Origin of the sequence: Enterobacter sp. DC4 (genome assembly GCF_000568095.1) — a bacterium.
GTDB classification, from domain to species: domain Bacteria; phylum Pseudomonadota; class Gammaproteobacteria; order Enterobacterales; family Enterobacteriaceae; genus Enterobacter; species Enterobacter pseudoroggenkampii.
In genome coordinates, this window is record NZ_AZUB01000015.1 from 47,906 (window position 1) to 71,042 (window position 23,137).

Consider the following 23,137-nt stretch of genomic DNA (forward strand, 5'->3'; position numbering starts at 1 on the left):
GCGCGTATTTTGTTGGTTTATTGTTGCAAGATATAAACCCCGAATTCGTTTCTGCCTGTTAAATAATAAAGGTGGCAAAAGGCGTTACTTTTGTCAGATCTTTCAGGTATAGAATTATGCTAAGCCCTTTTAGACTATAGCGCGTAAATTGGCGAGCGGATAAAGGTTTTGTGGCATGTTTGACAGACTCGATAATGAATTACGCTTTCAGCAGCAGGCATTGCGTCTGTTGTCCAGAAGACAGGATATTCTGGCATCAAATATTGCGAATGCTGATACACCGGGCTATATGGCGCGAGATATCAATTTTACTCAGCAGCTAAAGGACGCGGTAAACCGTCAGCACCCGGTCAGTGGACCGTTATCCCTGACGCTCACCTCGGGTATGCATATCGCGGCGAAAGCGCCAACAACAATAGATGACCCACAGTTGCTTTATCGCGTACCGGATCAACCCAGTGCTGATGGCAATACGGTCGATATGGATCGTGAGCGCGTGAATTTTGCAGATAACAATATGAAATATCAGTCGAGCTTAACTTTTCTTTCCACTCAAATTAAAAACATGACGAGTGTGATCAATCAGGGCTAATAAAAATGTCGCTGTTTAGTGTTTTTGATATAGCAGGATCGGCCATGTCGGCAGAGTCTAAGCGTCTTAACGTGAGCGCCAGTAATATGGCGAATGCCAATAGTATTTCCGGTCCTGATGGACAGCCTTATCACGCAAAACAGGTTGTCTTTCGTGTTAAACATGATGAAGGGCAGGAGATTGGTGGTGTGCAAGTTAGCGATATTGTGGAAAGTACAGCCCCTGACCGCCTTATTTACGAACCATCAAATCCGATGGCTGATAATAAAGGCTACGTGCACATGCCAAATGTGGATGAGGCCGGGGAAATGGTTAATACCATCTCCGCTTCCCGTAGCTATCAGGCCAATGTTGAAGTAATGAATGCCGCGAAAAGTATGATGTTAAAAACGCTGACTCTCGGCCAATAAGGATAACAACAGATGGGAATTTCACCCGTAATGTCTCAGCACCGTACCACGGTGTCAGCGAGCCATAACCCACGCCTCTCGGCAGAGGGTGATGGCGGGGCTTCAGATGGCAATAGCGCCGATGATCTGATGAACACCTTCATGCAACTGCTGGTTGCGCAAATGCAAAACCAGGACCCCACGAACCCGATGGATAACAACCAGCTGACATCACAGCTGGCGCAGTTCAACACGGCAGCAGGGGTTCAGGAGCTGAATAGCACCCTGAACAGTGTTGGTACGCTGGTGACAAGCATGCAGCAGATGAATGCGGCTGAATGGGTAGGGCGCAAAGTATTGGTGGAAGGTGATTCTACTGTGCAGACGAATTTCGGCGGCAATCAGGACTTTGGTATGTCACTGGATACAGATGCTGATGATGTCACGGTATCACTGACGGATCCTGCGGGTAAAGCTTATACCGCCCATCTGAAGGATGTGAAGGCTGGCGTGCATCAATACACGATGGACGATCTGAAAGATTTTGAACCGAGCGCGCCACCGGCGGATGGTAGTTACAAAGTCTCCTTCTCTGCTACCAACAATGATGGCAGTACCCCGAATATTGTTTCACTGAAAAAAGCGACCGTGGATGGCGTCTCCTTTACGCAGACTGGGGCCGTGCTGCAACTGGGTGTCGATGGTACCGCTACCCTGAGCGGCGTTTATCTCATTGAGTAATTTTTTTTTAATTTGAACAGGCACGTCAAGCGCCGGAGAAACAGATAATGGGTTTTTCACAAGGTCTTAGTGGACTGAACGCATCGGCGCAAGCGCTGGATGTGGTCGGCAACAATATTGCCAACGCCCAAACGGTGGGCTTCAAATCTGGCTCGATTGCCTTTGCGGACGTTTTTGCGGGTTCGCAGGTTGGCATGGGGGTACAGGTTGCAGGTGTTAACCAGAACTTCAGCGATGGTGTTCTGGGAGCGGGTAGCAGCCCGCTGGATATGGGGATTCAGGGCAACGGTTTTTTCCGTCTGGTTACTGATGCAGGCAAAGTCTTTTACAGCCGTAACGGTCAGTTTAAAACAGATGCTGATGGTTATGTCATCAATAACCAGGGGATGAAGCTGACAGGCTACATGGCGACGGGAACACCGCCAGCGATTCAGCCTGGTTCTCCGGTTGGACCGATGCAAATTCCAACAGGGCAGATGCCCGCCAAAGCTTCCGACGCCGGAACACTGAGCGGTAACCTTGACTCAGGAACGGACGTTGTGGATACGACTAACCATCCTTTCAAGACAGATGATCCTGACAGCTACTCCTACTCAACCCAATTGAAGGCGTATGACAGCCTGGGTAATGAACACGCGGTGAACGTCTATTTTGTTAAAACGGCGGATAACCAGTGGTCAGCTTATAGCGTGGACTCTACCGCTGGAGGGGAAGCAGGACCGGTATCTCTGACGTTTGATGCTTCTGGTCAACTGCAAAACACGCCGGTTAAGTTACCTGTAGCAGGTGGGGCTTACAAAGGGGCTGATGCGCTGAGCTTTGATCTGGATCTGAGCAAGATGACCCAGCAAGCGTCTGAAAATACGATGGATAGCCCAACCACGACCGGGTATCCACCGGGATCCATGAATGGCTACACCGTGGGAGATAACGGTCAGTTGATCGCCTCCTACAGTAACGGTCAGACCCAGTTGATTGGCCAGGTTGTGTTAAGCAACTTCACTAATCCAGGTGGATTGAAATCTGAAGGCAATAACTGCTGGACAGAAACACCGGAGTCTGGTCAGCCGGTGATTGGGATTTCCGGTACCGGCAACCTTGGTACCCTGCATGGCAGCATGCTGGAAGCCTCTAATGTGGATTTGAGTAAAGAGATGGTCAACATGATTGTTTATCAGCGTAACTACCAGTCCAACTCCCAGACCATCAAAACCCAGTCTGACATTCTACAGACGCTGGTTAATCTCGGCTAACGGCGGCGGGCATGGATCACGCGATTTATACCGCTATGGGGGCCGCGCGAGCCGCCCTCGATCGCCAGGCTGTCACCGCGGATAACCTGGCGAATGCTTCAACGCCAGGTTTTCGTGCGCAGATTGCGGCCTTCCGGGCTGTGCCGGTCAATGGCCCCTCAATGGCGACACGTACGTTAGTCACGGAATCCACCCCCTGGAGTGATGACACGATGGGGGCGATTGAATCAACGGGACGTAACCTGGATGTCGCGATGCCGCAGAATGGCTGGCTTGCCGTACAGTTGCCAGATGGCGGTGAAGGTTACACGAAAGATGGCAACATCGAAGTGGATAGCGAAGGTCAACTGCGGGTTCGCGGTATGCCGTTACTCGGAGATAACGGCCCCATCATGGTGCCGCCGCAAGCTCAACTCACTATCGGCCCGGATGGCACGATCACCGCACTTGGTGCGGGAGATGAACCGAAGGCGGTAGCACAGGTCGGGCGGTTGAAAATGGTCAATACCACGCCCGATCAACTCCAGCGTGGCGACGATGGCCTGTTCCACCAGACAGACATAACGGCACCCGCGCTACCGACGGATACCAACATGAAGCTGATGCCCGGAATGCTCGAAGGCAGCAACGTCAGTTCAGTGAAGTCGATGGTCGATATGATCGCCACCGCACGCGGCTTTGACATGAACATGAAAGTCATCAGCGCCGTGGATGATGATGAGAAAAACGCCAACCAGCTATTGAGTGCCGGTTAAATTCCGGCGAGGAGAATGCTTTATGATCCGTTCTTTGTGGATCGCCAAAACGGGGCTGGAAGCCCAACAAACCAATATGGATGTGATATCCAATAACCTGGCCAACGTGAGCACCAACGGCTTTAAACGTCAGCGTGCTGTGTTTGAAGATCTGCTGTATCAAACACTGCGCCAGCCTGGCGCGCAGTCCTCTGAGCAAACCACCATCCCTTCCGGTTTGCAGTTGGGTACTGGGGTACGTCCGGTCGCCACCGAGCGTATTCATAGTCAGGGAAGCCTGACCCAAACAAGTAACAGCAAGGATGTTGCGATTCAGGGGAGCGGTTTCATTCAGGTTTTGATGCCGGACGGAACCACCGCATACACCCGCGATGGTTCGTTCCAGTTGGATCAGAATGGTCAGTTGGTGACCTCCAGCGGTTATCCCATCCAGCCTGCGATTACATTGCCACCGGATGCTCAGACGATGACCATCGGCACTGACGGTACCGTCAGTGTGACCATGCCGGGGCAAACCGCACCGCAGCAGCTTGGTCAACTGACACTCTGTACCTTCGTGAACGAATCGGGCCTTGAGAGCGTGGGGGAAAATTTATACCGGGAAACACAATCCTCTGGCGCGCCAAATGAATCAACCCCTGGTCTGAATGGTGCCGGGACGTTGAAGCAGGGCTATGTAGAGACGTCCAACGTGAACGTTGCTGAAGAGCTGGTCAATATGATCCAGACGCAGCGTGCGTACGAAATTAACAGTAAAGCAGTCTCTACCTCAGATCAGATGCTGCAACGTCTCACGCAACTTTAATTGTTTTTATTCTTTAATCAGAGCCCTCAGGTTGGATATGTTCGGCCCGGGGGTTGATATTCGTTTCGGCAGCGGGGAGACCCGCTGCGGCCTTATCTGTAGTGACGCTTATGACCTTTCTGCCTTGTTCCGGGCGCGTAGTTTACCGCCTGTCTACCCCTTTTTTACTGACATTGTTGATGACTGGCTGCGCTTATCTGCCCCGAACGCCACTGGTGAAGGGAGAGACGACGGCATTACCCACTCCTGTTGCGGCAGGTGTCGGGAATGGCGCGATTTTTCAGACTGGGCAGGCGATGAACTACGGTTACCAACCGATGTTTGAAGATCGTCGTCCAAGAAACGTCGGCGACACTCTGACGATTGTGTTGCAGGAAAACGTCAGTGCCAGCAAAAGCTCCTCAGCGAATGCGACCCGTGGTGGTTCGACCGGGCTTAAATTCGCCACCACCCCCAGCTTTATGAGTGGTGTTTTTGGTGGTGGTAGGGCTGATGCTGATATTACCGGGAGCAATGATTTTAGTGGTAAAGGCGGCGCTGCGGCGCAAAACACCTTTAACGGCACCATTACCGTTACCGTCAAATCAGTACTGGATAACGGCAATCTCAACGTCGTAGGGGAAAAGCAGATTGCCATCAATCAGGGCACTGAGTTCATCCGTTTTTCTGGTGTTGTCAATCCTCGCACGATTAGCGGCAGTAATACCGTGATTTCCACGCAGGTGGCTGATGCCCGAATTGAATATGTGGGCAATGGTTATATCAATGAAGCGCAGCAGATGGGTTGGTTACAGCGTCTGTTCCTTAACCTTTCTCCTTTCTGAGGTGCTGATGATGAATATGCGAAACGGGGTATTTTTATTTGGGATTTTTTGCCTGACGGCCATTGCGCTGATCTCTCATCCCGTCCGCGCCGAGCGTATCCGGGATTTAACGACCCTGGAGGGCGTGCGTGGCAATCTGTTGATGGGGTATGGGCTGGTGGTCGGACTGGACGGAACTGGCGATCAGACCACCCAGACACCTTTTACCACTCAGAGCCTGAATAACATGCTGTCGCAGTTGGGGATTACGGTCCCCGCCGGTACCAATATGCAGCTTAAGAATGTGGCGGCTGTTATGGTCACCGCCGAATTGCCACCCTTTGCCCGCCCAGGGGCGAAAATTGATGTGGTGGTCTCTTCAATGGGCAACGCAAAAAGCTTGCGTGGTGGCACATTACTGATGACACCGCTGAAAGGGGTCGATAATCAGATTTACGCCCTAGCCCAGGGTAACCTGCTGGTTTCAGGTGTTGGTGCCCAAAGCAGGGGAAGTAAAGTGCAGGTTAACCAGTTGAACGGCGCGCGTATCAGTGACGGTGGTACGGTAGAACGTGAAGTCCCCATGGCCTTTGCCGAACAGAATCAACTCAATCTACTGCTGAATGACGATGATTTTACTGTTGCTCAGCAGATTAGTGATGCCATCAACCGCCGTTATGGTCTGGTCGCGGTCGCCGAGGATGCCCGTACCGTCAAAGTACATGTGCCAGCGAATGCTGCCGCACGGGTTCGCTTCCTGGCGGACATTCAGGATATTTCACTGCGTACAGACGTGGGTGATGCCCGTGTCATTATCAATTCACGCACGGGATCTGTCGTCATGAACCGTCGTGTGGCGCTGGATTCCTGTGCGGTCGCCCAGGGGGACTTGTCGGTGGATATTTCCCAGAATAATCAGGTCAGTCAACCGAATACGCCGTTTGGTGGCGGGAGTACCGTAGTGGTGCCGCAAACGCAGGTTTCTGTGCGTGAGCAGAATGGTTCTCTGCAACGGGTAAACACCAGTGCAGACCTGAACAATGTCGTGCGGACGCTTAACAGCCTTGGGGCAACGCCGAATGATCTCATGGCTATCCTGCAATCAATGAAAAACGCGGGTTGTCTGCATGCAAAACTGGAGATCGACTGATGAATAGCAATCCGCTTATCACTCAGGGGGCGGCCTTTGATCAACATAGCCTCGACAAACTGAAACTGGCGGCAGAGAACAACTCACCGGGGGCGATGAAGGCCGCAGCCCGGCAAATGGAAGGGTTGTTCGTGCAGATGATGCTGAAAAGCATGCGCGACGCGTCGTTTAAAGGGGGAATGCTGGACAGTGAGCAGTCCTCTATGTTTACCTCCATGTACGATCAGCAGATCGCCCAGAATATCGCCAGTACGGGGAAAATGGGGTTCGCCGATCTGTTTATGGCGCAGGTCACGGGACATAGGCCTGCCCCCACGATAACGTCATCTCCTGAAGTGCCATCTGGCAGTATACCCATACCCCTTCGCAGCACTGTGCCTTTCCGTCTCGCTCATGTGTCCGGGCAAAAAGCGCAGGATCATGAAGATGATGAGAACCATAGGGATAGCACGAGCTTTATCTCCCGGTTGCTGGCCCCGGCCATGGCTGTCGCGCGTCACAGTGGTATTCCTCACCAGCTGATTATTGCCCAGGCTGCTCTGGAATCGGGTTGGGGCAACCGGGAAATACCGACACAGTCCGGCAAACCGAGTCACAACTTATTTGGTATTAAGGCGACACCTGACTGGCAGGGAAAAACAACCCAGATTACCACCACGGAATATAAAGATGGCGTCCCCTATAAAGTGAAGGGAGACTTCAAAGTGTACGCTTCTTATACCGAAGCATTGTCAGATTATGTCGCATTACTGAAAAATAATCCGCGTTACAGAAATGTTTTGCAATCCTCATCACCTGAATTAGCGGCAAAAGCGTTACAGCACGCGGGCTATGCGACTGACCCGGGCTATGCGAAAAAACTTATTGGTATTATTAATCAGGTAAAAAACAATCTACATCAGGCAGTTAATGCGTATGAGTCAGATATTTCTTCATTATTTTAAACGCGGCCCTTTAGTGGATTTTTAAGAGGCCGATAATTTAATTAGATAATTCACAACAGGTCAGCCAGGCTGGCCCTACACGAAAATGACGGATAACGTATGAATTTATTGTATCTGGCACAGAATGGGTTAAGTGCGGCTCAGGCGGCATTAAACGTGGTCGGTAATAATCTGTCCAATGCGGTGACCCCCGGCTATAGCCGTCAGAATATTATTCTGGGGGAAGCAGGGGGCAAAAACACCAGTTACGGCTATTTTGGCTATGGTGTGCAGGTAGACGACGTTCAGCGTTGCTACGATGGATTTCTCAATAACCAGGTTCGTGGGGCAACCACGGAATTCAGTGGACTGCAAAGCCGCTATCAGCAAGTCAGCCAAATTGACGATATGCTGGGTGACAGTACTGACAATATTTCGACCACCTTTGGCAACATGTTCAATGCGATGGAGTCCGTCAGTAAAGACCCGGTTGATCCGGCGGCGCGTCAGGGCGTGCTTTCTCAGTTTCAGGCGCTTGCCAACCAGTTTCAGAGTAACAGCAAGACACTGAATGGTCTGGATAAAAGTACTAACACGCAGATTAATCTGACGGTGGATGACATTAACTCCGCCACTAAACAGTTAGCTAACCTGAATGCCCAAATTGCGAAAATCCATGGGCAGACCGGCGGCATGCCTGCCGACCTGCTGGATCAGCGTGATCAACTGCTGAGCAAATTGAGTACCGACCTGGGGGTCAAGGTCACAGAAAACAAAGAAAACGGTACTGTTGATGTTTCTATGCAAAACGGCATGGCGCTGGTCAGCGGTGATAAAGCCTATCAGTTGCAGACGAGCCAGTCAGACAAAGATCCTAACGAGACCGTCGTGTCTTACATTGATGCTTCCGGTAATACGCTGAAGATTGATGAAGACAAAACCACGGGGGCGTTGGGGGGGCTGTTCAAATTCCGCAGTACTGATTTAGTCGATGCCCGTAATCAGCTGAACCAGCTGGCGCTACAAATGGCCAACAAGTTCAACGATGTGAATAAGCAGGGCTACGATAAAAACGGCAATGCCGGTGTTGATATTTTTAACGTTGATAACCCACAGGCGATGGGCAATACGGGCAATCAGGGGAACGCTACCCTGGATGTGGCTTACAGCGACATCACCCAAGTCAAAGCGCAGGATTACTCCTTATCTTACGATGGTTCTGCCTGGACGGTAACGACCTGTGATGGACAGACCATTAAGCCAAGTGTCGATCCTCAAACGGGTGCGCTGAGTTTTGACGGTATTACGGTTACCCCGAAAGGTACACCGCAGGCTGGAGACAGTTTCACGCTCAACCCGGTTGCTAATGCGGCTTCTAGCCTGACTGTGGCGATCACTGATGGTGATCAGATTGCCGCCTCCAGCTCCTCTGATCCGACGGATACCAGCAACAACGAAAATATAAAAGCGATGATTGCGGTAAAAGACGAAACGGTCGTGGGCAACATGACTCTCACGGGGGCTTATGCCAGTCTGGTCAGCTCTGTTGGCTCTTCCGTCAGCACGCTGAAAGGGGATATGGACACGGCCAGTAAATCTTACAACCAGTGGCAAACTCAACAGCAGTCAGTCTCCGGGGTCGATATGAACGAAGAGTACGTCAATATGCAAATGTACTCCCAGTACTACCAGGCCAATGCGCAGGTGCTACAGACGGCGACCTCGTTGTTTGACACGATTTTAAGTCTTAATCGTTAACGGTATGCCAGGAGAATAAGCGATGCGCCTCAGTACCAGTTATATGTACCAGCACCAGATTGATAATCTTTCCAGTGCGATGTCGAACTACAATGATATTTGCAGCCGTCTGTCCGCTGGACAGACACTGTTAAAACCTTCAGATGATCCGAATGGTGCATCTCAGGCGGTGAACTACCAGGATGCATTGTCTCGCATGAGCCAGTACGATACGGCACGAAAATATGCGCAGGACGCGCTGGGCCAGGAGGATAATACCCTGAGCTCTATCGGTAATATCATTACCACCGATCTGGCAGCTAAAATTGTCTCTGGTGGCAACCAAACCTACAGCGACGCAGACCGTCAGGCACTGGCGACGGAGTTGCAGGGGGTTCGTGACAACCTGATGGATCTGGCGAACACCAAAAATAGTGACGGGCGTTATATCTTTGCGGGTTACAAAACCGGTGCTGCACCCTTCCAGAAAGACGGTACTTATGTCGGGGGCGATACTGCCATGACCCAGACTGTGGCTGACAGTACCGAAATGGCGGTCGGAACCACGGGTAGCGATGTGTTTATGAGCGGTACGAGTAATGATCTGTTTAAGGCGCTGGATAATGCGATTGAAGCGTTGAACAGACCCATTGTCGATCCCAGCGAACTGAAACAGTTGCAGGAAGCGTTGGATGCAAGCAATAAAGCAATCCACGCCAACATTGATAACCTTGGCAAGGTACAGGCAAAAGTCGGGACTAACATGCAGCAGCTGGAAACGCTGGGATTCAGCGCGGATTCGCAGAATATTCAGGAACAGAGCCGCTTACAACAGACCCTGGGTTCCGACTGGGATTCGATGATCACCGTATTGTCACAATCTAAAATGTCTGAATTTGCGTTGAATTCATCCATGACGGTATTCCAGTCAATGCAACAACTTTCCATTTTTAAATTTTTAGGGCAGTAATATTACATTTTTATAAGAATACTAATGTATCCACTGTGCCTGTTTTGTATGATTTTCTTGTTTTATGGTTGGCTAATTATGTTCAGAGAATTAAAAGTATCAACAGGGATTAATATTCAGATTGGTCTTCTGTTTATTTTTACTATTGTAATATCCGCATGCAGCGTGACTAACTCTGTGTTAACTGACGGTAATTTCAAACATGTAGTGCTCATCAATGAAAATATTGATGCGCTGAACAGTTCCATCTATTACCTGACTACCGGCATCCGCCGTACTAATGCGTTAATGATGGATAGTGCATTATCTCATCCGGTCAGTGACAGTGATATCGCGTCTCTCCACGATGATTTTTCCCAGGCAAAAAAACAGATGGATCTCTTTATGCGAATTCCGTTTAATACCGAAGCGGAAAAAAACAAAGGAAATGAGATCAAAAAACGTTTTGATGATATGTTGAGAATCGCTGTGAATAAACTCGATTATATTCGCACACCAGCAGCATATGTAGAAACGAAGGCGGTAGAGGAACAACATGCCACAAAGGTATTGTCTGATATCGTTGTGGAATATCTTACGCTTTCAGAAAATCTGAATGCGAATGTGAGCAACAACGCCATAAGAAATACCGGTTGGGTGATCACCCTGACGATGATTCTCCTGGCCCTATCGGTCATTAATATTATTATCTCCCGAGTCTGGCTGAAGCGCTCAGTCTTTAACCGCCTCGAACAAACAAAAGAGGCGTTCCGTACCATTGCCACCGGCAATCTCAATAAAGAGATTATCATTGGGCGGCATAACGAAATTGGTCTGATGCTGATAGAACTGGAGAAAATGCGCAACTCGCTGACGCAGACTATCTCTGGGATCCGTCATGGCGTCACCAATATCTATAGCGATGTTCGGGAAATTGCCAGCAGCAACAACGATCTCTCCTCCAGAACGGAAGAGCAAGCGTCTGCTCTGCAACAGACGGCAGCCAGTATGGAAGAGCTCAAAATTACTGTTCGCCAGAACGCAGACAACGCGCACAGTGCCAAACAACTGGCCGAAAGTGCCAGCATCAGCGCCAAAAGCGGTGGTGAAGTGATGATCAATCTTGACAGCATTATGGCGGAAATCACCGAAAACTCTCGCCAGATTGCCGAGATCAACAGTGTGATCGACAGTATTGCTAACCAGACTAACATTCTGGCACTTAATGCGGCGGTTGAAGCGGCTCGTGCTGGTGAACAAGGACGTGGTTTTGCTGTTGTGGCGGGCGAAGTCCGCAATCTGGCCAAACGTAGTGCTGATGCGGCTAAAGAGATCCGTCAATTGATCAACACCTGTGTTGCCAACATGAACACGGGCTCACAAGAGGTGAATCTGGCGGGTAAGTCGATGAAGCAGATTGTGCAGTCTGTGGTGCAGGTGGCGGACATCATGGCGGAAATCACGTCGGCTTCTGATGAACAGAGCAGTGGTATTAATCAGATTGCTCAGGCGGTGAATGAGATGGATCTGGTGACGCAGCAGAATGCGGGCATGGTGGAACTGGCGGCCAAAACAGCAAGTCGGGTGGAAGGTCACGCCAGGGATCTGGATGTTATGGTCTCCCGGTTTACGATTTCCGAAGACACTCATGCAGCCTCTCGTTCCGGTGAAAGACAAAAAGTGCCAAATCGCGTGCTTATCGCATCCCCCGTGCGTAGTGAACGCCCGACGTCTTCTGGTGAAGAGCAGTGGGAAACTTTCTGACTGTGTATCGGGCTGTTATGGATGAAAGAGGGAACAGTTTCATTTTCCAGGCGCTTATCGCGCTATGTGATCGGGGCATGATCGCTAATAATTTTCCATTATTTAAGTGACACGGGAAAATGGAAAAGTGAACGGGATATACAGCCCTACAGGTACAGTGAACAAAGACGATCTGTGGGCGAAATACGGTGCTCTGGTCCGTTATGAGGCACTCAAATTACAGGCCAGATTACCGCCAAATGTGGAACTTGACGATCTTATCCAGGTGGGGGCCATGGCGATGCTGAATGCGGTGGATCATTTTGATCCCCGTAAAGGGATTAAGCTGAGTACCTTTCTCAGTCAGCGTTTACGTTGGGCCTTTATTGATGAGTTGCGGGAGCATGACTGGGCGCCTCGTCGGGTGAGAAGTAACTCCCGTCAGATAAGCTCGGCGATTGCCAGGGTAGAACAAGCCAGCGGACAGGTTGCCACGGAAGCTGAAGTGGCGAAAGAGATGGGTATCTCTTTGCAGGAATATCAGAAGATGTTATCGGACACAAACACGAGTCTGATCTGCTCTCTTGATGAATTGCAAGAAGAGATGGTTGATGCCATTGAATCCTCTCATCTTCACGGGGAAGAGCCTAATCCGTTGAATGATATTCTGCGGGCTGATTTAACCCAGCAAATTAGTCAGGAAATAAAGCAGCTACCGGAAAGAGAACAGTTTTTGTTGAATCTGTATTATCAGCAGGAATTAAACATGAAAGAAGTAGGGATATTATTGGGTATAACAGAAACACGTGTGAGTCAGTTACATAGCCAGACGATAAAAAGGCTTCGCGCACGGCTGGAAAATCGTGGCTGGAATGTCGAAATGCCTGACTCTTAGAGCTCGTTTATCGTACATCTTCATTGTTAAGTTGATTTTGCTATAAGTAAGACCATGTGATTTATATTTTTGTACAAGATGTCTTTCTGAAGTTACTGAATACTATTCTTTTTGTATGATGATTGTAAGGTGGTGATTCACTATTTTATCAGGTGGCAGATACTCTCTTGCAGACTTGTTTTACGGAATTAAATTAGATAGAATTAATTATTCCATGATAATGATCGAAGCAAAAATGTTAACACAATGTGTTAATATGATAATTATTTGTCGATCAAAATGATAATAATTTTCCATTCCAAAACTGATTCATATTTAAGGTGGTTATTCAGATGCTATACGTTAATTTTTTGTAATTAAAGTGTGGGCTTTTCATGACAAAAGCCTTCCTGGAGACAAACGCAAAATGAATGTAACAGAGTTCGATAAGCAGGTTCAGGGTATTCATGATATGAACCTCTCTTATCTCTTGCTTGCGCAGAGGTTAATTCAAGAAGATAAGTTTTCTGCTGGTTTCCGCCTGGGACTCAACGAATCCACCATTGATATTCTTAAAGATTTATCATTCTCACAACTTATCAAACTCTCATCAGCCAGCCAGCTTATCTGTCGGTTGCGTATTGATGACGAGATGGTGCTGGACTGCCTGACCAGGGATTCGCGGATTGATGCTTTACAGCGTATTCACACGGGAATTATTTTGTCCACAGAGTTACTGGGATCACTTTCCAGTTCAGACTCTTCTTCATCCTGAAGGGAGACGATTATGTGTGAAAAAAGCGTCATGGCTGAGATCAGAGATGCTCAGATCGCTATGGAGTTAATTTCTTTTGGCGCCAGGATGCAGGTGCTTGAAAGTGAAACTAAATTGAGTCGTCGCCGACTATTAAAATTGTATAAAGAGCTAAAAGGCTGCTCTCCGCCGAAAGGGATGCTGCCGTTTTCCCCTGACTGGTATATGTCATGGGAGCAAAATATTCATTCATCTATTTTTTACAATATCTACCTGTATTTGAAAAAAATGGCCTATGGGCGTCCAGTAGAAATTATGCTGAAGACTTATCGACTCTATCTTGATCACTGCCTGACAACGCAGGATGATCGACCTGTGTTAGGGTTAACCCGGGCCTGGACATTATTGCGTTTTATTGACTGTGGCATGGTAAAACATACCCAGTGCAGCATTTGTGGTGGGAGTTTTATTACTACCCCGGAACATACGCATACCGTCTTTACCTGTAGTTTGTGTCTTCCACCGTCACGGGCAATTAAGAAAAATAAAATTCAGGATATACCTGAAAGTTTACTTTCACGAACACAATGAGCTAACACCAGCAGTCACGTTGGTTATTAACCGCATTGCCATCGCTGTGGCGACGCGTTTTTTCGCACGCGGGTATGACGGCTGTCACGCATGGGAAAAGTGAGAGAATTTAAGGAGCAGATGTGCTGGTCATTATTGGTTACGCTGTTGTCTTTGCAACGGTTTTTGGTGGTTTTGCCCTCACAGGAGGGCATTTAGCGGCACTCTTTCAACCCGCTGAATTGTTGATTATCGGTGGGGCAGGGGTCGGTGCTTTTATTGTGGGTAATAATGGAAAAGCGATTCGTGCCACCTTTAAAACACTTCCGGTATTATTTCGCGGGGCTCGCTACTCCAAAGAGATGTATATGGATCTGCTGGCAATGATGTTTTTGCTGTTGACGAAAAGTCGCCAGCAGGGAATGGTGGCCCTGGAGAATGATATTGAAAATCCGCAGGAGAGCGCGATTTTTTCCGCTTATCCACGGTTGCTTAATGATACTACGGTGATCAATTTTCTCGTCGATTACATGCGCCTGATGATCAGCGGCAGCATGAATGCTTTTGAGATGGAAGCGTTAATGGATGAAGAGATCGAAACCTGTGAACAAGAGCATGAGATCCCCGCTCACAGCCTCAATACTACCGGCGATGCATTACCGGCATTTGGTATCGTGGCAGCCGTCATGGGGGTGGTAAATGCCCTGGCTGCGGCTGACCGTCCCGCGGCGGAACTCGGTGCACTGATTGCTCACGCAATGGTGGGGACTTTCCTCGGGATCCTGATGGCCTATGGGCTGGTATTGCCGCTGGCATCACTATTACGGCAGAAAAGTGCTGAGCACCTGAAAATGATGCAGTGTATTAAAACGACGCTGCTTTGTAGTCTTCATGGTTATGCACCGCAGATCTCCGTCGAATTTGGGCGAAAGACACTCTACTCCTCCGAACGTCCCGATTTTGCTGAACTTGAGAAGCATGTTCGTCAGGCGAGGCTCTCCTCAGACACGCCAGCTGTGGATGACGCGTCATGAAGAAAAGCCACAACCCAATCGTCGTGGTGCGTAAGTCCAATAGCAAAAAAGCAGCGCATCATGGTGGCTCGTGGAAAATCGCTTATGCGGATTTCATGACGGCCATGATGGCCTTTTTTTTGGTGATGTGGCTGCTCTCTTCCTCAAGCCCGGAACAGCGTCAGCAGATTGCTGACTATTTTAAAATGCCGCTGAAAGTCTCTCTGGCACATGGGAATAAAAACAGTCTCAGCGACAGCGTGATCCCGGGGGGAGGAGAAGATCTGGTTCGCCAGCAGGGCGAAGTACTGAAGAAAACGCTCAATAATCTGGATAAAGTCAAAGGGCGTGCGGGCCTGAAACGCGCGCAGCAGAAGCTGGAAAGCCTGATCAAGATAGACCCCCGCTTGAGTAACTTCAAATCGAACATTCAGCTTTCACTGACCGATGCAGGTCTTCTGATTCAAATAACCGATAGCCAGGACAAACCCATGTTTAAGGTCGGCAGTATCACGCCTGAACCGTATATGGTGAATATTCTTCAGGCGCTGGTGCCCATCCTCAACGATCTGCCTAACCGTATAAACATCACGGGTCATACAGACTCCCTGCGCTATGCCGGGGGGGAAGCAGGCTATAGCAACTGGGAGCTCTCTTCTGATCGCGCAAATGCCTCTCGTCGGATCCTGGTGCACAGCGGCCTGGTCGACAATAAATTCCTGCGGGTCGTGGGGACTGCTGACACCATGAGTCAGGCGGGTATTCGGCCTGATGATCCCATCAATCGGCGTATCAGTATTCTGGTGCTCAGTCCTGAAAAAGAGAAAGAGACGCTTCAGGAAGATGTGCTGCTAAAGCCTATGGTTGTTCCACCCACTCGCGATTCTTCTTCAACGCTAACTGAGCATAAGCAATAGCATGGATATCAGTGATTTTTATCAGACGTTTTTCGATGAGGCGGTTGAACTGCTGGCTGATATGGAAAGCCACCTTCTGAAACTGAATCCCGGTACGCCGGATCAGGAAAGCCTGAATGCGATTTTTCGTGCCGCTCACTCCATCAAAGGAGGTGCTGGCACCTTTGGTTTTACTGTATTACAGGAAACCACCCACATTCTGGAGAATCTGCTGGACGATGCCCGCAGCGGAACGCTTCAGTTGAACGATGATATTGTTAACCTGTTTCTGGAGGGGAAAGACATCATGCAGGAACAGCTTGAGGCCTATAAATCCTCACAAGAGCCGGATCAGGAAAAGTTTCATTATATCTGTGAAGCATTGCGCCGGATTGCACTGGAAAGCAAACATCCGGAAACGGTTGTGGCGAAAAGCGATGTGAAGTCAACCGTACCGGTTACTCCGCTCTCCGAAGAATCACGACTGCGGGTGAGTCTGAGCAGGTTGAAAGAGGAAGACCGTGAACCATTGGTTCAGGAACTGGCGAATCTTGGCAGAATTTCCGATCTGGAAATGCTGCCGGATGGGGTGCAACTCACACTGCAAACAACCGTCGGTACTGAAGATATTCTGGCGGTAATGTGTTTTGTACTTGAACCCGATCAGATAACCCTCTCCGGGGAGACCTCGCCATCGGAAATGATCGCTGTACCGCGTAAGGCAGTAGCACGGGAGAGAAGTTCCAGCCATCCACACAATCCTGAATCCGGAAGCAGCAGTATTCGCGTGGCGGTGGAAAAGGTCGATCAAATTATTAACCTGGTTGGCGAGCTGATTATCACTCAGGCGATGCTGACTCAGTTATCCAGTGTGCTGGATCCTTCCCAGTACGACACGCTGATCAGTAGCATTGCTCAACTGGAACGCAATGCGCGCGATCTCCAGGAGTCGGTGATGTCCATTCGCATGATGCCAATGGAGTTCGTCTTTAGCCGTTTCCCGAGACTTGTGCACGATCTGGCCGGCAAACTCAACAAAGAGGTGGATCTGACATTGTGGGGGGGATCGGCGGAACTGGATAAAAGTCTGATTGAACGCATTATCGATCCGCTGACCCATCTGGTACGTAACAGTCTGGATCATGGCATTGAACCGACAGATGTGCGGCGGGCGAAAGGGAAGCCTGATAAGGGGAACCTAATCCTGTCGGCAGAACATCATGGCGGCAATATTGTCATTGAAGTCATTGATGATGGCGCCGGGCTCAATCGGGGAAAAATCCTCGCCAGAGCCCATGCTCAGGGCATGGCCATCAGTGAAAACATGAGCGATGAAGATGTCTGGATGTTGATCTTCGCGGCGGGTTTCTCCACGGCGGAAAAGGTGACGGACGTTTCTGGTCGCGGTGTCGGCATGGATGTCGTCAAGCGCAATATTCAGGAAATGGGCGGCCATGTCACCATTCATTCTGAACAAGGGCGAGGCACCACAATCCGGATTATTCTGCCGCTGACACTGGCGATCCTCGACGGAATGTCCGTGCGGGTGGGTGAGGAAATCTACGTTCTACCGTTGGGTACCGTGATGGAGTCGTTGATGCTCTCTGAAATGCCCATTTACTGCATTGCTGGCGGTAAACAGATGGTGCAGGTACGCGAAGAGTATCTGCCTCTTATTGCGTTACAGCACATTTTTGGTATCGCTGGTGATACGTCAGATGTGAAAGAAGGGATTGCGGTCATTGTGCAAAGTGCAGGCAACCGGTATGCACTGTTAGTCGATCAGTTGATTGGTCAGCATCAGGTCGTTGTCAAAAACCTCGAACAGAACTACCGCAAAGTGCCCGGAATTTCGGCCGCCACCATTTTAGGTGATGGCAGCGTGGCGCTGATCCTCGATGTTGCCGCCTTGAGTACGCTTGTCAAAAGAAATGTCGTCGCTGACAACTGATTAAAAGAGAAGGTGTTCCATGAGTTTATCTGATGCACAAAAGCAACTGGTCCGTGAAGACGTGGGTCAGGAATATCTGGTTTTTACGTTGGATCATGAAGAGTACGGTATTGAGATCCTGAAGGTGCAGGAGATCCGTGGTTATGAAAGAGATCGGGTGACGCGTATCGCCAACACCCCCGACTTTCTTTCCGGCGTCACTAATCTGCGTGGGGTTATTGTGCCCATCGTCGATCTGCGGATGAAGTTTCACCTGAACTCGGCAACGTTTGATGAAAATACCGTAGTGATCGTGTTGAGCCTTGAAAAACGGGTCGTGGGTATTGTGGTGGATGGGGTGTCGGATGTCCTCTCGCTTGAGCCTGAACAAATCCGTCCAGCCCCCGATTTTAGTGGCGCACTCTCTAATGAGTATCTGCTGGGGCTGGGGGCACTGGAAGAGAGAATGCTTATTCTGATGGATATTGAAAAGCTATTGAGCAGTGCAGAAATGGCGCTGGTTGAACAGGTCGCCAGCGCTGAGTACGCATAGCCCTGAAATACAAAATGCCCGATGAGGTTCACCGGGCATTTTACAGGCAGAAAACGGTCAACCTGTATCCAGCGAATAGAAAGCGTTGTACCACTCCCTGCGCATCAGCATAAGATCGGCGGTAATCTTCACAGTATCCTCTTAAGTTCCATTTCTTCCTGAATGTGCTCACTATATTTCATGTGCGTTTTGATTGCCTCTTCAATACTGGCGTTGTAAATCGACACCCCCAGGGTATCGATAACAAAATCAGCAAAGAACTCTGCATCAAACTGACCTGCTCCCCGTTGATTAATACACCGCGATGTTAGTAATGTCTTCATAAGATACACTAACTGGTCGGGTGGTTGACCCGGCAGTTCGGGACCCGCAGTGCCAGCACGGCCCCGTCAACGCAAAATGCATAGTGCAGGATTGTTTACCGGAGCGGGGTCAGTCCAATTTAGGTCACTGGAGAAAAGTCAGGCTGACGTAAATATGCCTGACATTAGCACCGACAGAAATTACGGAGCTCTAAAAAATATCCCTTCTGCGGATGTGAAAGCCTGTCAACTCGGACATCCAGCAATATTTTATTTATTTAACAAAGACCTCCTTATCATTAGTCAGCAATAGAGAGATAGCTAAAGTGATAATTTCAGCATGCAAATGATCATTGTTTTTAATTGCAAGCTCTAGTTTGCTCTGGAGAATGGAGGCAAGAGATGCATGGTTAATTTTAATGTCATTTAAAAAAAGATGACTGGAGGCATCACCAATTAGTATTGCAGCCTGTAATTTTGAGTAAGTGTTTTCCATACCCTATGTTGTCCACCATGCCGTTAACTTAGATGTATAGTGATTTTTTATTAAAACAATCAACATTGTATCAACATTAAATAAAACATAAAACTTTAAAGAAGACTTGCAATATTATAGTATTCGGGGCGTTATGGATTTTTACATGAAGTGAAAAATTAGCATCATATTTTTCACGTTAGCAATAAAATTCTTACACTAAACTCACAAACTGAAAATATCTTTTACTTTCACTGGTTATCATTCAGTGTCAATCAATGAACCTCGTGTAAATAGACCCGTTTTAGTTCCATGCATTTTTTGAGAACCCGGCCAAATAATGGTGCTGTCGATATTCCTCTGGTGTCATATTGTTCAGTGATTCATGAGGGCGTTCACAGTTATATTCTGACACTCATCTTTCCGTGATTTACCGCACTTCATTCAGCGTTCTGAACAGATAAAAATCGAGTATTTTTGTACGGTATGTTCGGTTAAAGCGCTCAATAAAAGTGTTCTGTGACGACTTACCCGGCTGGATAAATTCCAGTTTTACTGAGTGTTGCTCTGTCCATTCAGCCAGTGCAAGTGAGATAAATTCCGGACCATTATCCATGCGTAGCATGACTGGATAGCCGCGATTTGCTGCGATCCTGTCGAGTATACGGATCACGCGCAGAGCTGGCAGATTCAGATCGATTTCAATCGACAACGCCTCACGGTTAGTTAGGTCACAAAAGTAATCTGAATCAACAATCTGTCCCACCACAAGACGATCGCTGACGCTCCGAATACTACCTTCTCGTCAGTAATTTTTCCAGATGTCAGGCTAGATTACCATTCATCGGCGTATGCTGCTTGTCCCTGAGAAATTTTTACCGGCAGCGCTCGCTGTAATGTCAGGGAATTATGTGTAATCCGGGAAGCCTGCAGAGAGTAAAGAAGTCTGCAGGCAGGGCATTTAACTCAAGTGGTTAATAAACTGTGAAGCTTTGGGGTCATATCTGCAGTGAGTGAAAGTGTGTATAGCGTTTGATATATATTATTCCTGTGTTATGCTGCGTAAAGCAATTGCTATACAAGGGGGGCACTAATGAAATCAGATGTTCAACTCAATCTCAGAGCCAAAGAATCTCAAAGAGCACTCATCGATGCTGCTGCAGAGATACTTCATAAATCACGTACGGATTTCATTCTGGAAATGGCCTGCCAGGCTGCGGAGAATGTGATTCTCGATCGACGTGTATTTAATTTTAACGATGAGCAGTATGCCGAGTTTATCGATATGCTCGATGCGCCAGTTGCGGATGACGCTGCCATCAATAAACTTCTGGCAAGGAAACCTCAGTGGGACGTGTAACAGCTCCGGAACCGTTATGCAGCTCACATCAACTGGCTGAGTTCGTAAGCGGAGAGGTCGTTCTCGATGACTGGCTTAAACAGCGAGGGTTAAAAAATCAGGCCCTTGGTGCTGCCAGAACGTTTGTTGTATGTAAAACAGACACCAAACAGGTTGCCGGTTTTTACTCCCTGGCCACCGGTAGCGTTAACCATGTAGAAGCGACGGGAAGTCTCCGGCGCAATATGCCAGATCCAATCCCGGTAATCATACTTGCTCGCCTGGCTGTTGATGAATCATGTCGAGGACAAGGGCTGGGTGCTGATTTACTGCACGATGCAGTATTGCGCTGTTATCGTGTGTCTAAAAATATTGGCGTTCGTGCAATTATGGTTCATGCGCTAACAGAAGAAGCCAAAGGGTTTTATCTTCATCATGGTTTTAAGGCATCACAAACCCAGGACCGGACTCTGTTTCTCAAGCTGCCGCAATAGATTCATTGGTAGAAAGGCTTTCGCATTTAGCTAACGCATTGATATTAAATGTCATTGTATTTATATTTAACATAATCCTTGTTATGCGCACCAATCTTGTGGCTCCAATATTCTGATGTCACTTTTAACCCATTTAGTGATGTCACTTTTTCTGGCATAAAGGATTGAACCTTATTGCAGTGGAGACATCAGGATGCTTGTGACCATGTCAGATAAAGAGCTAAACCGGATCAACGTTATTCAGGCAGTCATCGATAAACGCATGCGCCGTCGTGATGCTGCACATCAACTTGCTCTGACCGAACGTCAGACTCAGCGTTTGATGAATCGCTTTCGTGAATCTGGTGCTGCAGGTCTGGCAAACCTTCGACGAGGACGCCCCGGTAATCACAGACTTCCTGAGTCACTGAAGCTGCGTGTACTTTCTTTGCTTCACGATAACTACAGCGACTTTGGACCAACGCTTGCCGCAGAAAAATTGCGCGAACGCCACAACATCACGGTGTCCTGAGTCACTGAAGCTGCGTGTACTTTCTTTGCTTCACGATAACTACAGCGACTTTGGACCAACGCTTGCCGCAGAAAAATTGCGCGAACGCCACAACATCACGGTGTCTGTTGAAACGCTCAGAAAATGGATGACGGCTGATGGACTCTGGGTCCCATACTCGCGTCGCAGGCCACGTGTTCATCAGCCCAGATACCGGCGTGACTGCCTCGGAGAACTTGTTCAGATCGATGGTTCCCCGCATGACTGGTTTGAAGGACGCGCCCCCAAATGCTGCCTGCTCGTCTTCATTGATGATGCTACTGGCCGTCTGATGCACCTTCGCTTTGGCGAGACTGAATCAGCCTTTGATTATATGATGGCCACCCGCGAGTATCTTGAGCAGCATGGCAAACCACTGGCGTTCTACAGCGATAAGCACGGCATTTTCAGGGTCAATAATGGTGGAACTACCACGACTGGAACCACTCAGTTCGGCCGGGTGCTTTCCGAACTGGGGATCGAGTTGATATGCGCCAACAGCCCGCAAGCTAAAGGTCGCGTTGAACGCGCAAACCAGACTCTTCAGGACCGGCTTATCAAAGAAATGCGGCTTGAAGGCATCAGCAGCATCGAGGATGCCAATGCCTGGCTGGATACCTTCATTATTGATTTCAATCGTCGTTTTGCCAGACCGGCAAAATACCCCAAAGACCTGCACCGGCCGGTGGCTGAAAATGCTGAAGATCTGGATGATACCTTTGCCCGGCAGGAATCACGAAAACTCTCCAAAACGCTGACATTCCGTTACGATAAGATGATATATCTCGTTGAACCTACGGAAGAAAACACCAGAATTGCGGGCGAAAAAATCACAGTTTACGACTACCCGGATGGCACACTGGCGTTTAAATATGGCTACCGATCACTCAATTATCAGGTTTTCGATAAACTTGAATGCATCGATCAAGGACAAATTGTTGATAACAAGCGGCTTGGCGCCGTACTGAAACTGGCTCAGGATAAGATGGATGAACTTGAACGTGATGGTAAACGTGACCGAAGTAAAAAGATGCCCAAACGACGTGCACAGGCCAGAATTCAGGAGCAGCTCAGAGCAATTAATCCGGTTCTTGCCAACCCGGAGGAATTTAGGGCCAGTTTGAAACGCTAGCCCCCTGCTCTGCCTGATTAGCCTAAAGCTCTGGCCGTAATCACGACCAGGGTTTAACGCGGTGCGTAGCCTTCTTCGCTCAAGGCCTTCTGCAATTTATCGATCGCGTCTTTCATAAGATACGTCTCATCATCGCTGATGGCACAGGCCCTCATCTCAGTCCAGGTCAGACGCTTAATAAACTGAGCCAGCGCCATTGCTTCCTTATCATTCAGTTCAAGAAATAACTTCTCAATACCGTTCATAAGCATCCCTCTCTGGTTGAGCTTTAATACTATCAATCACCAGGAATCTGAACGAGTGGTTTGCATCAAAAATCGAACAAGAAGTGATGATTCTGACCGAACACGGACAAAGATAACTCATGTAGATTTGTCACTTTAGGTGACATTTCAAACTGGCTAAAACAGGTGACTTTTTAATCTTGCAATAACAG

The 23,137-nt window shown here is 48.7% G+C and carries 24 protein-coding genes and 2 pseudogenes; 22 read left to right on the forward strand and 4 right to left on the reverse strand.

The genetic code is table 11. From position 1 onward, the window contains the following. Positions 1–175: 175 nt before the first annotated feature. The 19 genes from flgB (at position 176) to P349_RS00845 (ending at position 18,430) form a co-directional block, all read left to right on the forward strand. Positions 176–592, forward strand: coding sequence for a flagellar basal body rod protein FlgB (gene flgB / locus P349_RS00930; RefSeq protein ID WP_032664281.1), 417 nt, complete (start codon positions 176–178; stop codon positions 590–592). Between the two features lie 5 nt (positions 593–597). Continuing rightward, positions 598–1,002: a flagellar basal body rod protein FlgC gene (gene flgC, locus P349_RS00925; RefSeq protein WP_032664282.1), complete on the forward strand. Its 405-nt coding sequence runs from the start codon at positions 598–600 to the stop codon at positions 1,000–1,002. A gap of 12 nt (positions 1,003–1,014) precedes the next feature. After that, positions 1,015–1,722: a flagellar hook assembly protein FlgD gene (locus tag P349_RS00920; protein WP_032664284.1), complete on the forward strand. Its 708-nt coding sequence runs from the start codon at positions 1,015–1,017 to the stop codon at positions 1,720–1,722. A 47-nt stretch (positions 1,723–1,769) separates the two neighbouring features. Further along, a complete protein-coding gene (gene flgE / locus P349_RS00915) occupies positions 1,770–2,975 on the forward strand; it encodes a flagellar hook protein FlgE (RefSeq protein WP_032664285.1) in 1,206 nt (401 codons plus the stop codon). A gap of 11 nt (positions 2,976–2,986) precedes the next feature. Further along, the gene (locus tag P349_RS00910; protein ID WP_032664287.1) at positions 2,987–3,730 is read left to right on the forward strand and encodes a flagellar basal body rod protein FlgF; all 744 of its coding nucleotides are present in this window, start codon (positions 2,987–2,989) and stop codon (positions 3,728–3,730) included. Between the two features lie 22 nt (positions 3,731–3,752). After that, on the forward strand, positions 3,753–4,535 hold the full coding sequence (gene flgG, locus P349_RS00905) for a flagellar basal-body rod protein FlgG (RefSeq protein WP_032664288.1): 783 nt from the start codon (positions 3,753–3,755) through the stop codon (positions 4,533–4,535). Positions 4,536–4,714: 179 nt separating this feature from the next. Continuing rightward, positions 4,715–5,359 carry a flagellar basal body L-ring protein FlgH gene (locus tag P349_RS0124775; protein WP_443112205.1) on the forward strand — a complete coding sequence of 215 codons (645 nt, stop codon included), beginning with the start codon at positions 4,715–4,717 and terminating at the stop codon, positions 5,357–5,359. 7 nt (positions 5,360–5,366) lie between these two features. Then, entirely contained in the window at positions 5,367–6,488 is a 1,122-nt protein-coding gene (locus P349_RS00900) for a flagellar basal body P-ring protein FlgI (protein ID WP_443112204.1), read from the forward strand. Continuing rightward, positions 6,488–7,432: a flagellar assembly peptidoglycan hydrolase FlgJ gene (flgJ, locus tag P349_RS00895; protein WP_032664293.1), complete on the forward strand. Its 945-nt coding sequence runs from the start codon at positions 6,488–6,490 to the stop codon at positions 7,430–7,432. Before P349_RS00900 ends, flgJ begins: the two co-directional genes overlap by 1 nt. A 99-nt stretch (positions 7,433–7,531) precedes the next feature. Then, complete coding sequence (gene flgK / locus P349_RS00890) at positions 7,532–9,169, forward strand: flagellar hook-associated protein FlgK (protein ID WP_032664294.1); 1,638 nt, start codon at positions 7,532–7,534, stop codon at positions 9,167–9,169. A gap of 22 nt (positions 9,170–9,191) precedes the next feature. Continuing rightward, entirely contained in the window at positions 9,192–10,118 is a 927-nt protein-coding gene (gene flgL, locus P349_RS00885) for a flagellar hook-associated protein FlgL (RefSeq protein ID WP_032664297.1), read from the forward strand. A 78-nt stretch (positions 10,119–10,196) separates the two neighbouring features. Then, positions 10,197–11,861: a methyl-accepting chemotaxis protein gene (locus tag P349_RS26960; RefSeq protein WP_032664300.1), complete on the forward strand. Its 1,665-nt coding sequence runs from the start codon at positions 10,197–10,199 to the stop codon at positions 11,859–11,861. 127 nt (positions 11,862–11,988) lie between these two features. After that, complete coding sequence (locus P349_RS00875) at positions 11,989–12,735, forward strand: RNA polymerase sigma factor FliA (RefSeq protein ID WP_032664301.1); 747 nt, start codon at positions 11,989–11,991, stop codon at positions 12,733–12,735. Positions 12,736–13,141: 406 nt separating this feature from the next. After that, positions 13,142–13,489, forward strand: a complete 348-nt coding sequence (gene flhD, locus P349_RS00870; protein WP_032664304.1) for a flagellar transcriptional regulator FlhD — start codon at positions 13,142–13,144, stop codon at positions 13,487–13,489. Positions 13,490–13,501: 12 nt separating this feature from the next. Further along, a complete protein-coding gene (gene flhC / locus P349_RS00865) occupies positions 13,502–14,059 on the forward strand; it encodes a flagellar transcriptional regulator FlhC (RefSeq protein ID WP_032664308.1) in 558 nt (185 codons plus the stop codon). Positions 14,060–14,181: 122 nt separating this feature from the next. Continuing rightward, positions 14,182–15,072, forward strand: a complete 891-nt coding sequence (motA, locus tag P349_RS00860) for a flagellar motor stator protein MotA (protein ID WP_032664309.1) — start codon at positions 14,182–14,184, stop codon at positions 15,070–15,072. Beyond that, the gene (gene motB, locus P349_RS00855) at positions 15,069–15,968 is read left to right on the forward strand and encodes a flagellar motor protein MotB (protein ID WP_071995341.1); all 900 of its coding nucleotides are present in this window, start codon (positions 15,069–15,071) and stop codon (positions 15,966–15,968) included. The genes motA and motB overlap by 4 nt, the downstream gene beginning before the upstream one ends. A 1-nt stretch (position 15,969) precedes the next feature. Beyond that, positions 15,970–17,898, forward strand: coding sequence for a chemotaxis protein CheA (gene cheA / locus P349_RS00850; RefSeq protein WP_032664310.1), 1,929 nt, complete (start codon positions 15,970–15,972; stop codon positions 17,896–17,898). Between the two features lie 19 nt (positions 17,899–17,917). Continuing rightward, entirely contained in the window at positions 17,918–18,430 is a 513-nt protein-coding gene (locus tag P349_RS00845; RefSeq protein ID WP_050597537.1) for a chemotaxis protein CheW, read from the forward strand. A gap of 128 nt (positions 18,431–18,558) precedes the next feature. Here the strand turns inward: P349_RS00845 and P349_RS0124780 are convergent, their stop codons facing one another. From P349_RS0124780 to P349_RS0124785, 3 genes and pseudogenes are all read right to left on the reverse strand, one after another. Beyond that, positions 18,559–18,753: a DUF2164 family protein gene (locus P349_RS0124780; RefSeq protein WP_050597538.1), complete on the reverse strand. Its 195-nt coding sequence runs from the start codon at positions 18,751–18,753 to the stop codon at positions 18,559–18,561. A 253-nt stretch (positions 18,754–19,006) separates the two neighbouring features. Then, positions 19,007–19,228, reverse strand: coding sequence for a hypothetical protein (locus P349_RS00840; RefSeq protein WP_032664313.1), 222 nt, complete (start codon positions 19,226–19,228; stop codon positions 19,007–19,009). A gap of 283 nt (positions 19,229–19,511) precedes the next feature. Then, positions 19,512–19,940 (reverse strand): annotated as a pseudogene (locus P349_RS0124785) (integrase core domain-containing protein); the annotation flags it as partial. A gap of 360 nt (positions 19,941–20,300) precedes the next feature. Between P349_RS0124785 and P349_RS00835 the strand changes: the two are divergent. The 3 genes and pseudogenes from P349_RS00835 (at position 20,301) to P349_RS0124790 (ending at position 22,701) form a co-directional block, all read left to right on the forward strand. Beyond that, on the forward strand, positions 20,301–20,567 hold the full coding sequence (locus P349_RS00835; protein ID WP_014172304.1) for a type II toxin-antitoxin system TacA family antitoxin: 267 nt from the start codon (positions 20,301–20,303) through the stop codon (positions 20,565–20,567). Then, a complete protein-coding gene (locus P349_RS00830) occupies positions 20,555–21,040 on the forward strand; it encodes a GNAT family N-acetyltransferase (RefSeq protein ID WP_032664316.1) in 486 nt (161 codons plus the stop codon). Before P349_RS00835 ends, P349_RS00830 begins: the two co-directional genes overlap by 13 nt. 205 nt (positions 21,041–21,245) lie before the next feature. Further along, positions 21,246–22,701 (forward strand): annotated as a pseudogene (locus P349_RS0124790) (ISNCY family transposase). Positions 22,702–22,754: 53 nt separating this feature from the next. On the opposite strand, the gene P349_RS00825 reads toward P349_RS0124790, so the two are convergent. Further along, on the reverse strand, positions 22,755–22,946 hold the full coding sequence (locus P349_RS00825; protein ID WP_032647238.1) for a DUF7706 family protein: 192 nt from the start codon (positions 22,944–22,946) through the stop codon (positions 22,755–22,757). Positions 22,947–23,137: the final 191 nt, after the last annotated feature.

Excerpts from the sequence above, each read along its gene's own strand:
- flgB (WP_032664281.1), top strand. The coding sequence starts at position 176 with ATGTTTGACAGACTCGATAATGAATTACGCTTTCAGCAGCAGGCATTG.
- flgC (WP_032664282.1), top strand. The coding sequence starts at position 598 with ATGTCGCTGTTTAGTGTTTTTGATATAGCAGGATCGGCCATGTCGGCA.
- P349_RS00920 (WP_032664284.1), top strand. The coding sequence starts at position 1,015 with ATGGGAATTTCACCCGTAATGTCTCAGCACCGTACCACGGTGTCAGCG.
- flgE (WP_032664285.1), top strand. The coding sequence starts at position 1,770 with ATGGGTTTTTCACAAGGTCTTAGTGGACTGAACGCATCGGCGCAAGCG.
- P349_RS00910 (WP_032664287.1), top strand. The coding sequence starts at position 2,987 with ATGGATCACGCGATTTATACCGCTATGGGGGCCGCGCGAGCCGCCCTC.
- flgG (WP_032664288.1), top strand. The coding sequence starts at position 3,753 with ATGATCCGTTCTTTGTGGATCGCCAAAACGGGGCTGGAAGCCCAACAA.
- P349_RS0124775 (WP_443112205.1), top strand. The coding sequence starts at position 4,715 with ATGACTGGCTGCGCTTATCTGCCCCGAACGCCACTGGTGAAGGGAGAG.
- P349_RS00900 (WP_443112204.1), top strand. The coding sequence starts at position 5,367 with ATGATGAATATGCGAAACGGGGTATTTTTATTTGGGATTTTTTGCCTG.
- flgJ (WP_032664293.1), top strand. The coding sequence starts at position 6,488 with ATGAATAGCAATCCGCTTATCACTCAGGGGGCGGCCTTTGATCAACAT.
- flgK (WP_032664294.1), top strand. The coding sequence starts at position 7,532 with ATGAATTTATTGTATCTGGCACAGAATGGGTTAAGTGCGGCTCAGGCG.
- flgL (WP_032664297.1), top strand. The coding sequence starts at position 9,192 with ATGCGCCTCAGTACCAGTTATATGTACCAGCACCAGATTGATAATCTT.
- P349_RS26960 (WP_032664300.1), top strand. The coding sequence starts at position 10,197 with ATGTTCAGAGAATTAAAAGTATCAACAGGGATTAATATTCAGATTGGT.
- flhD (WP_032664304.1), top strand. The coding sequence starts at position 13,142 with ATGAATGTAACAGAGTTCGATAAGCAGGTTCAGGGTATTCATGATATG.
- flhC (WP_032664308.1), top strand. The coding sequence starts at position 13,502 with ATGTGTGAAAAAAGCGTCATGGCTGAGATCAGAGATGCTCAGATCGCT.
- motB (WP_071995341.1), top strand. The coding sequence starts at position 15,069 with ATGAAGAAAAGCCACAACCCAATCGTCGTGGTGCGTAAGTCCAATAGC.
- cheA (WP_032664310.1), top strand. The coding sequence starts at position 15,970 with ATGGATATCAGTGATTTTTATCAGACGTTTTTCGATGAGGCGGTTGAA.
- P349_RS00845 (WP_050597537.1), top strand. The coding sequence starts at position 17,918 with ATGAGTTTATCTGATGCACAAAAGCAACTGGTCCGTGAAGACGTGGGT.
- P349_RS0124780 (WP_050597538.1), bottom strand. The coding sequence starts at position 18,753 with ATGAAGACATTACTAACATCGCGGTGTATTAATCAACGGGGAGCAGGT.
- P349_RS00840 (WP_032664313.1), bottom strand. The coding sequence starts at position 19,228 with ATGGAAAACACTTACTCAAAATTACAGGCTGCAATACTAATTGGTGAT.
- P349_RS00835 (WP_014172304.1), top strand. The coding sequence starts at position 20,301 with ATGAAATCAGATGTTCAACTCAATCTCAGAGCCAAAGAATCTCAAAGA.
- P349_RS00825 (WP_032647238.1), bottom strand. The coding sequence starts at position 22,946 with ATGAACGGTATTGAGAAGTTATTTCTTGAACTGAATGATAAGGAAGCA.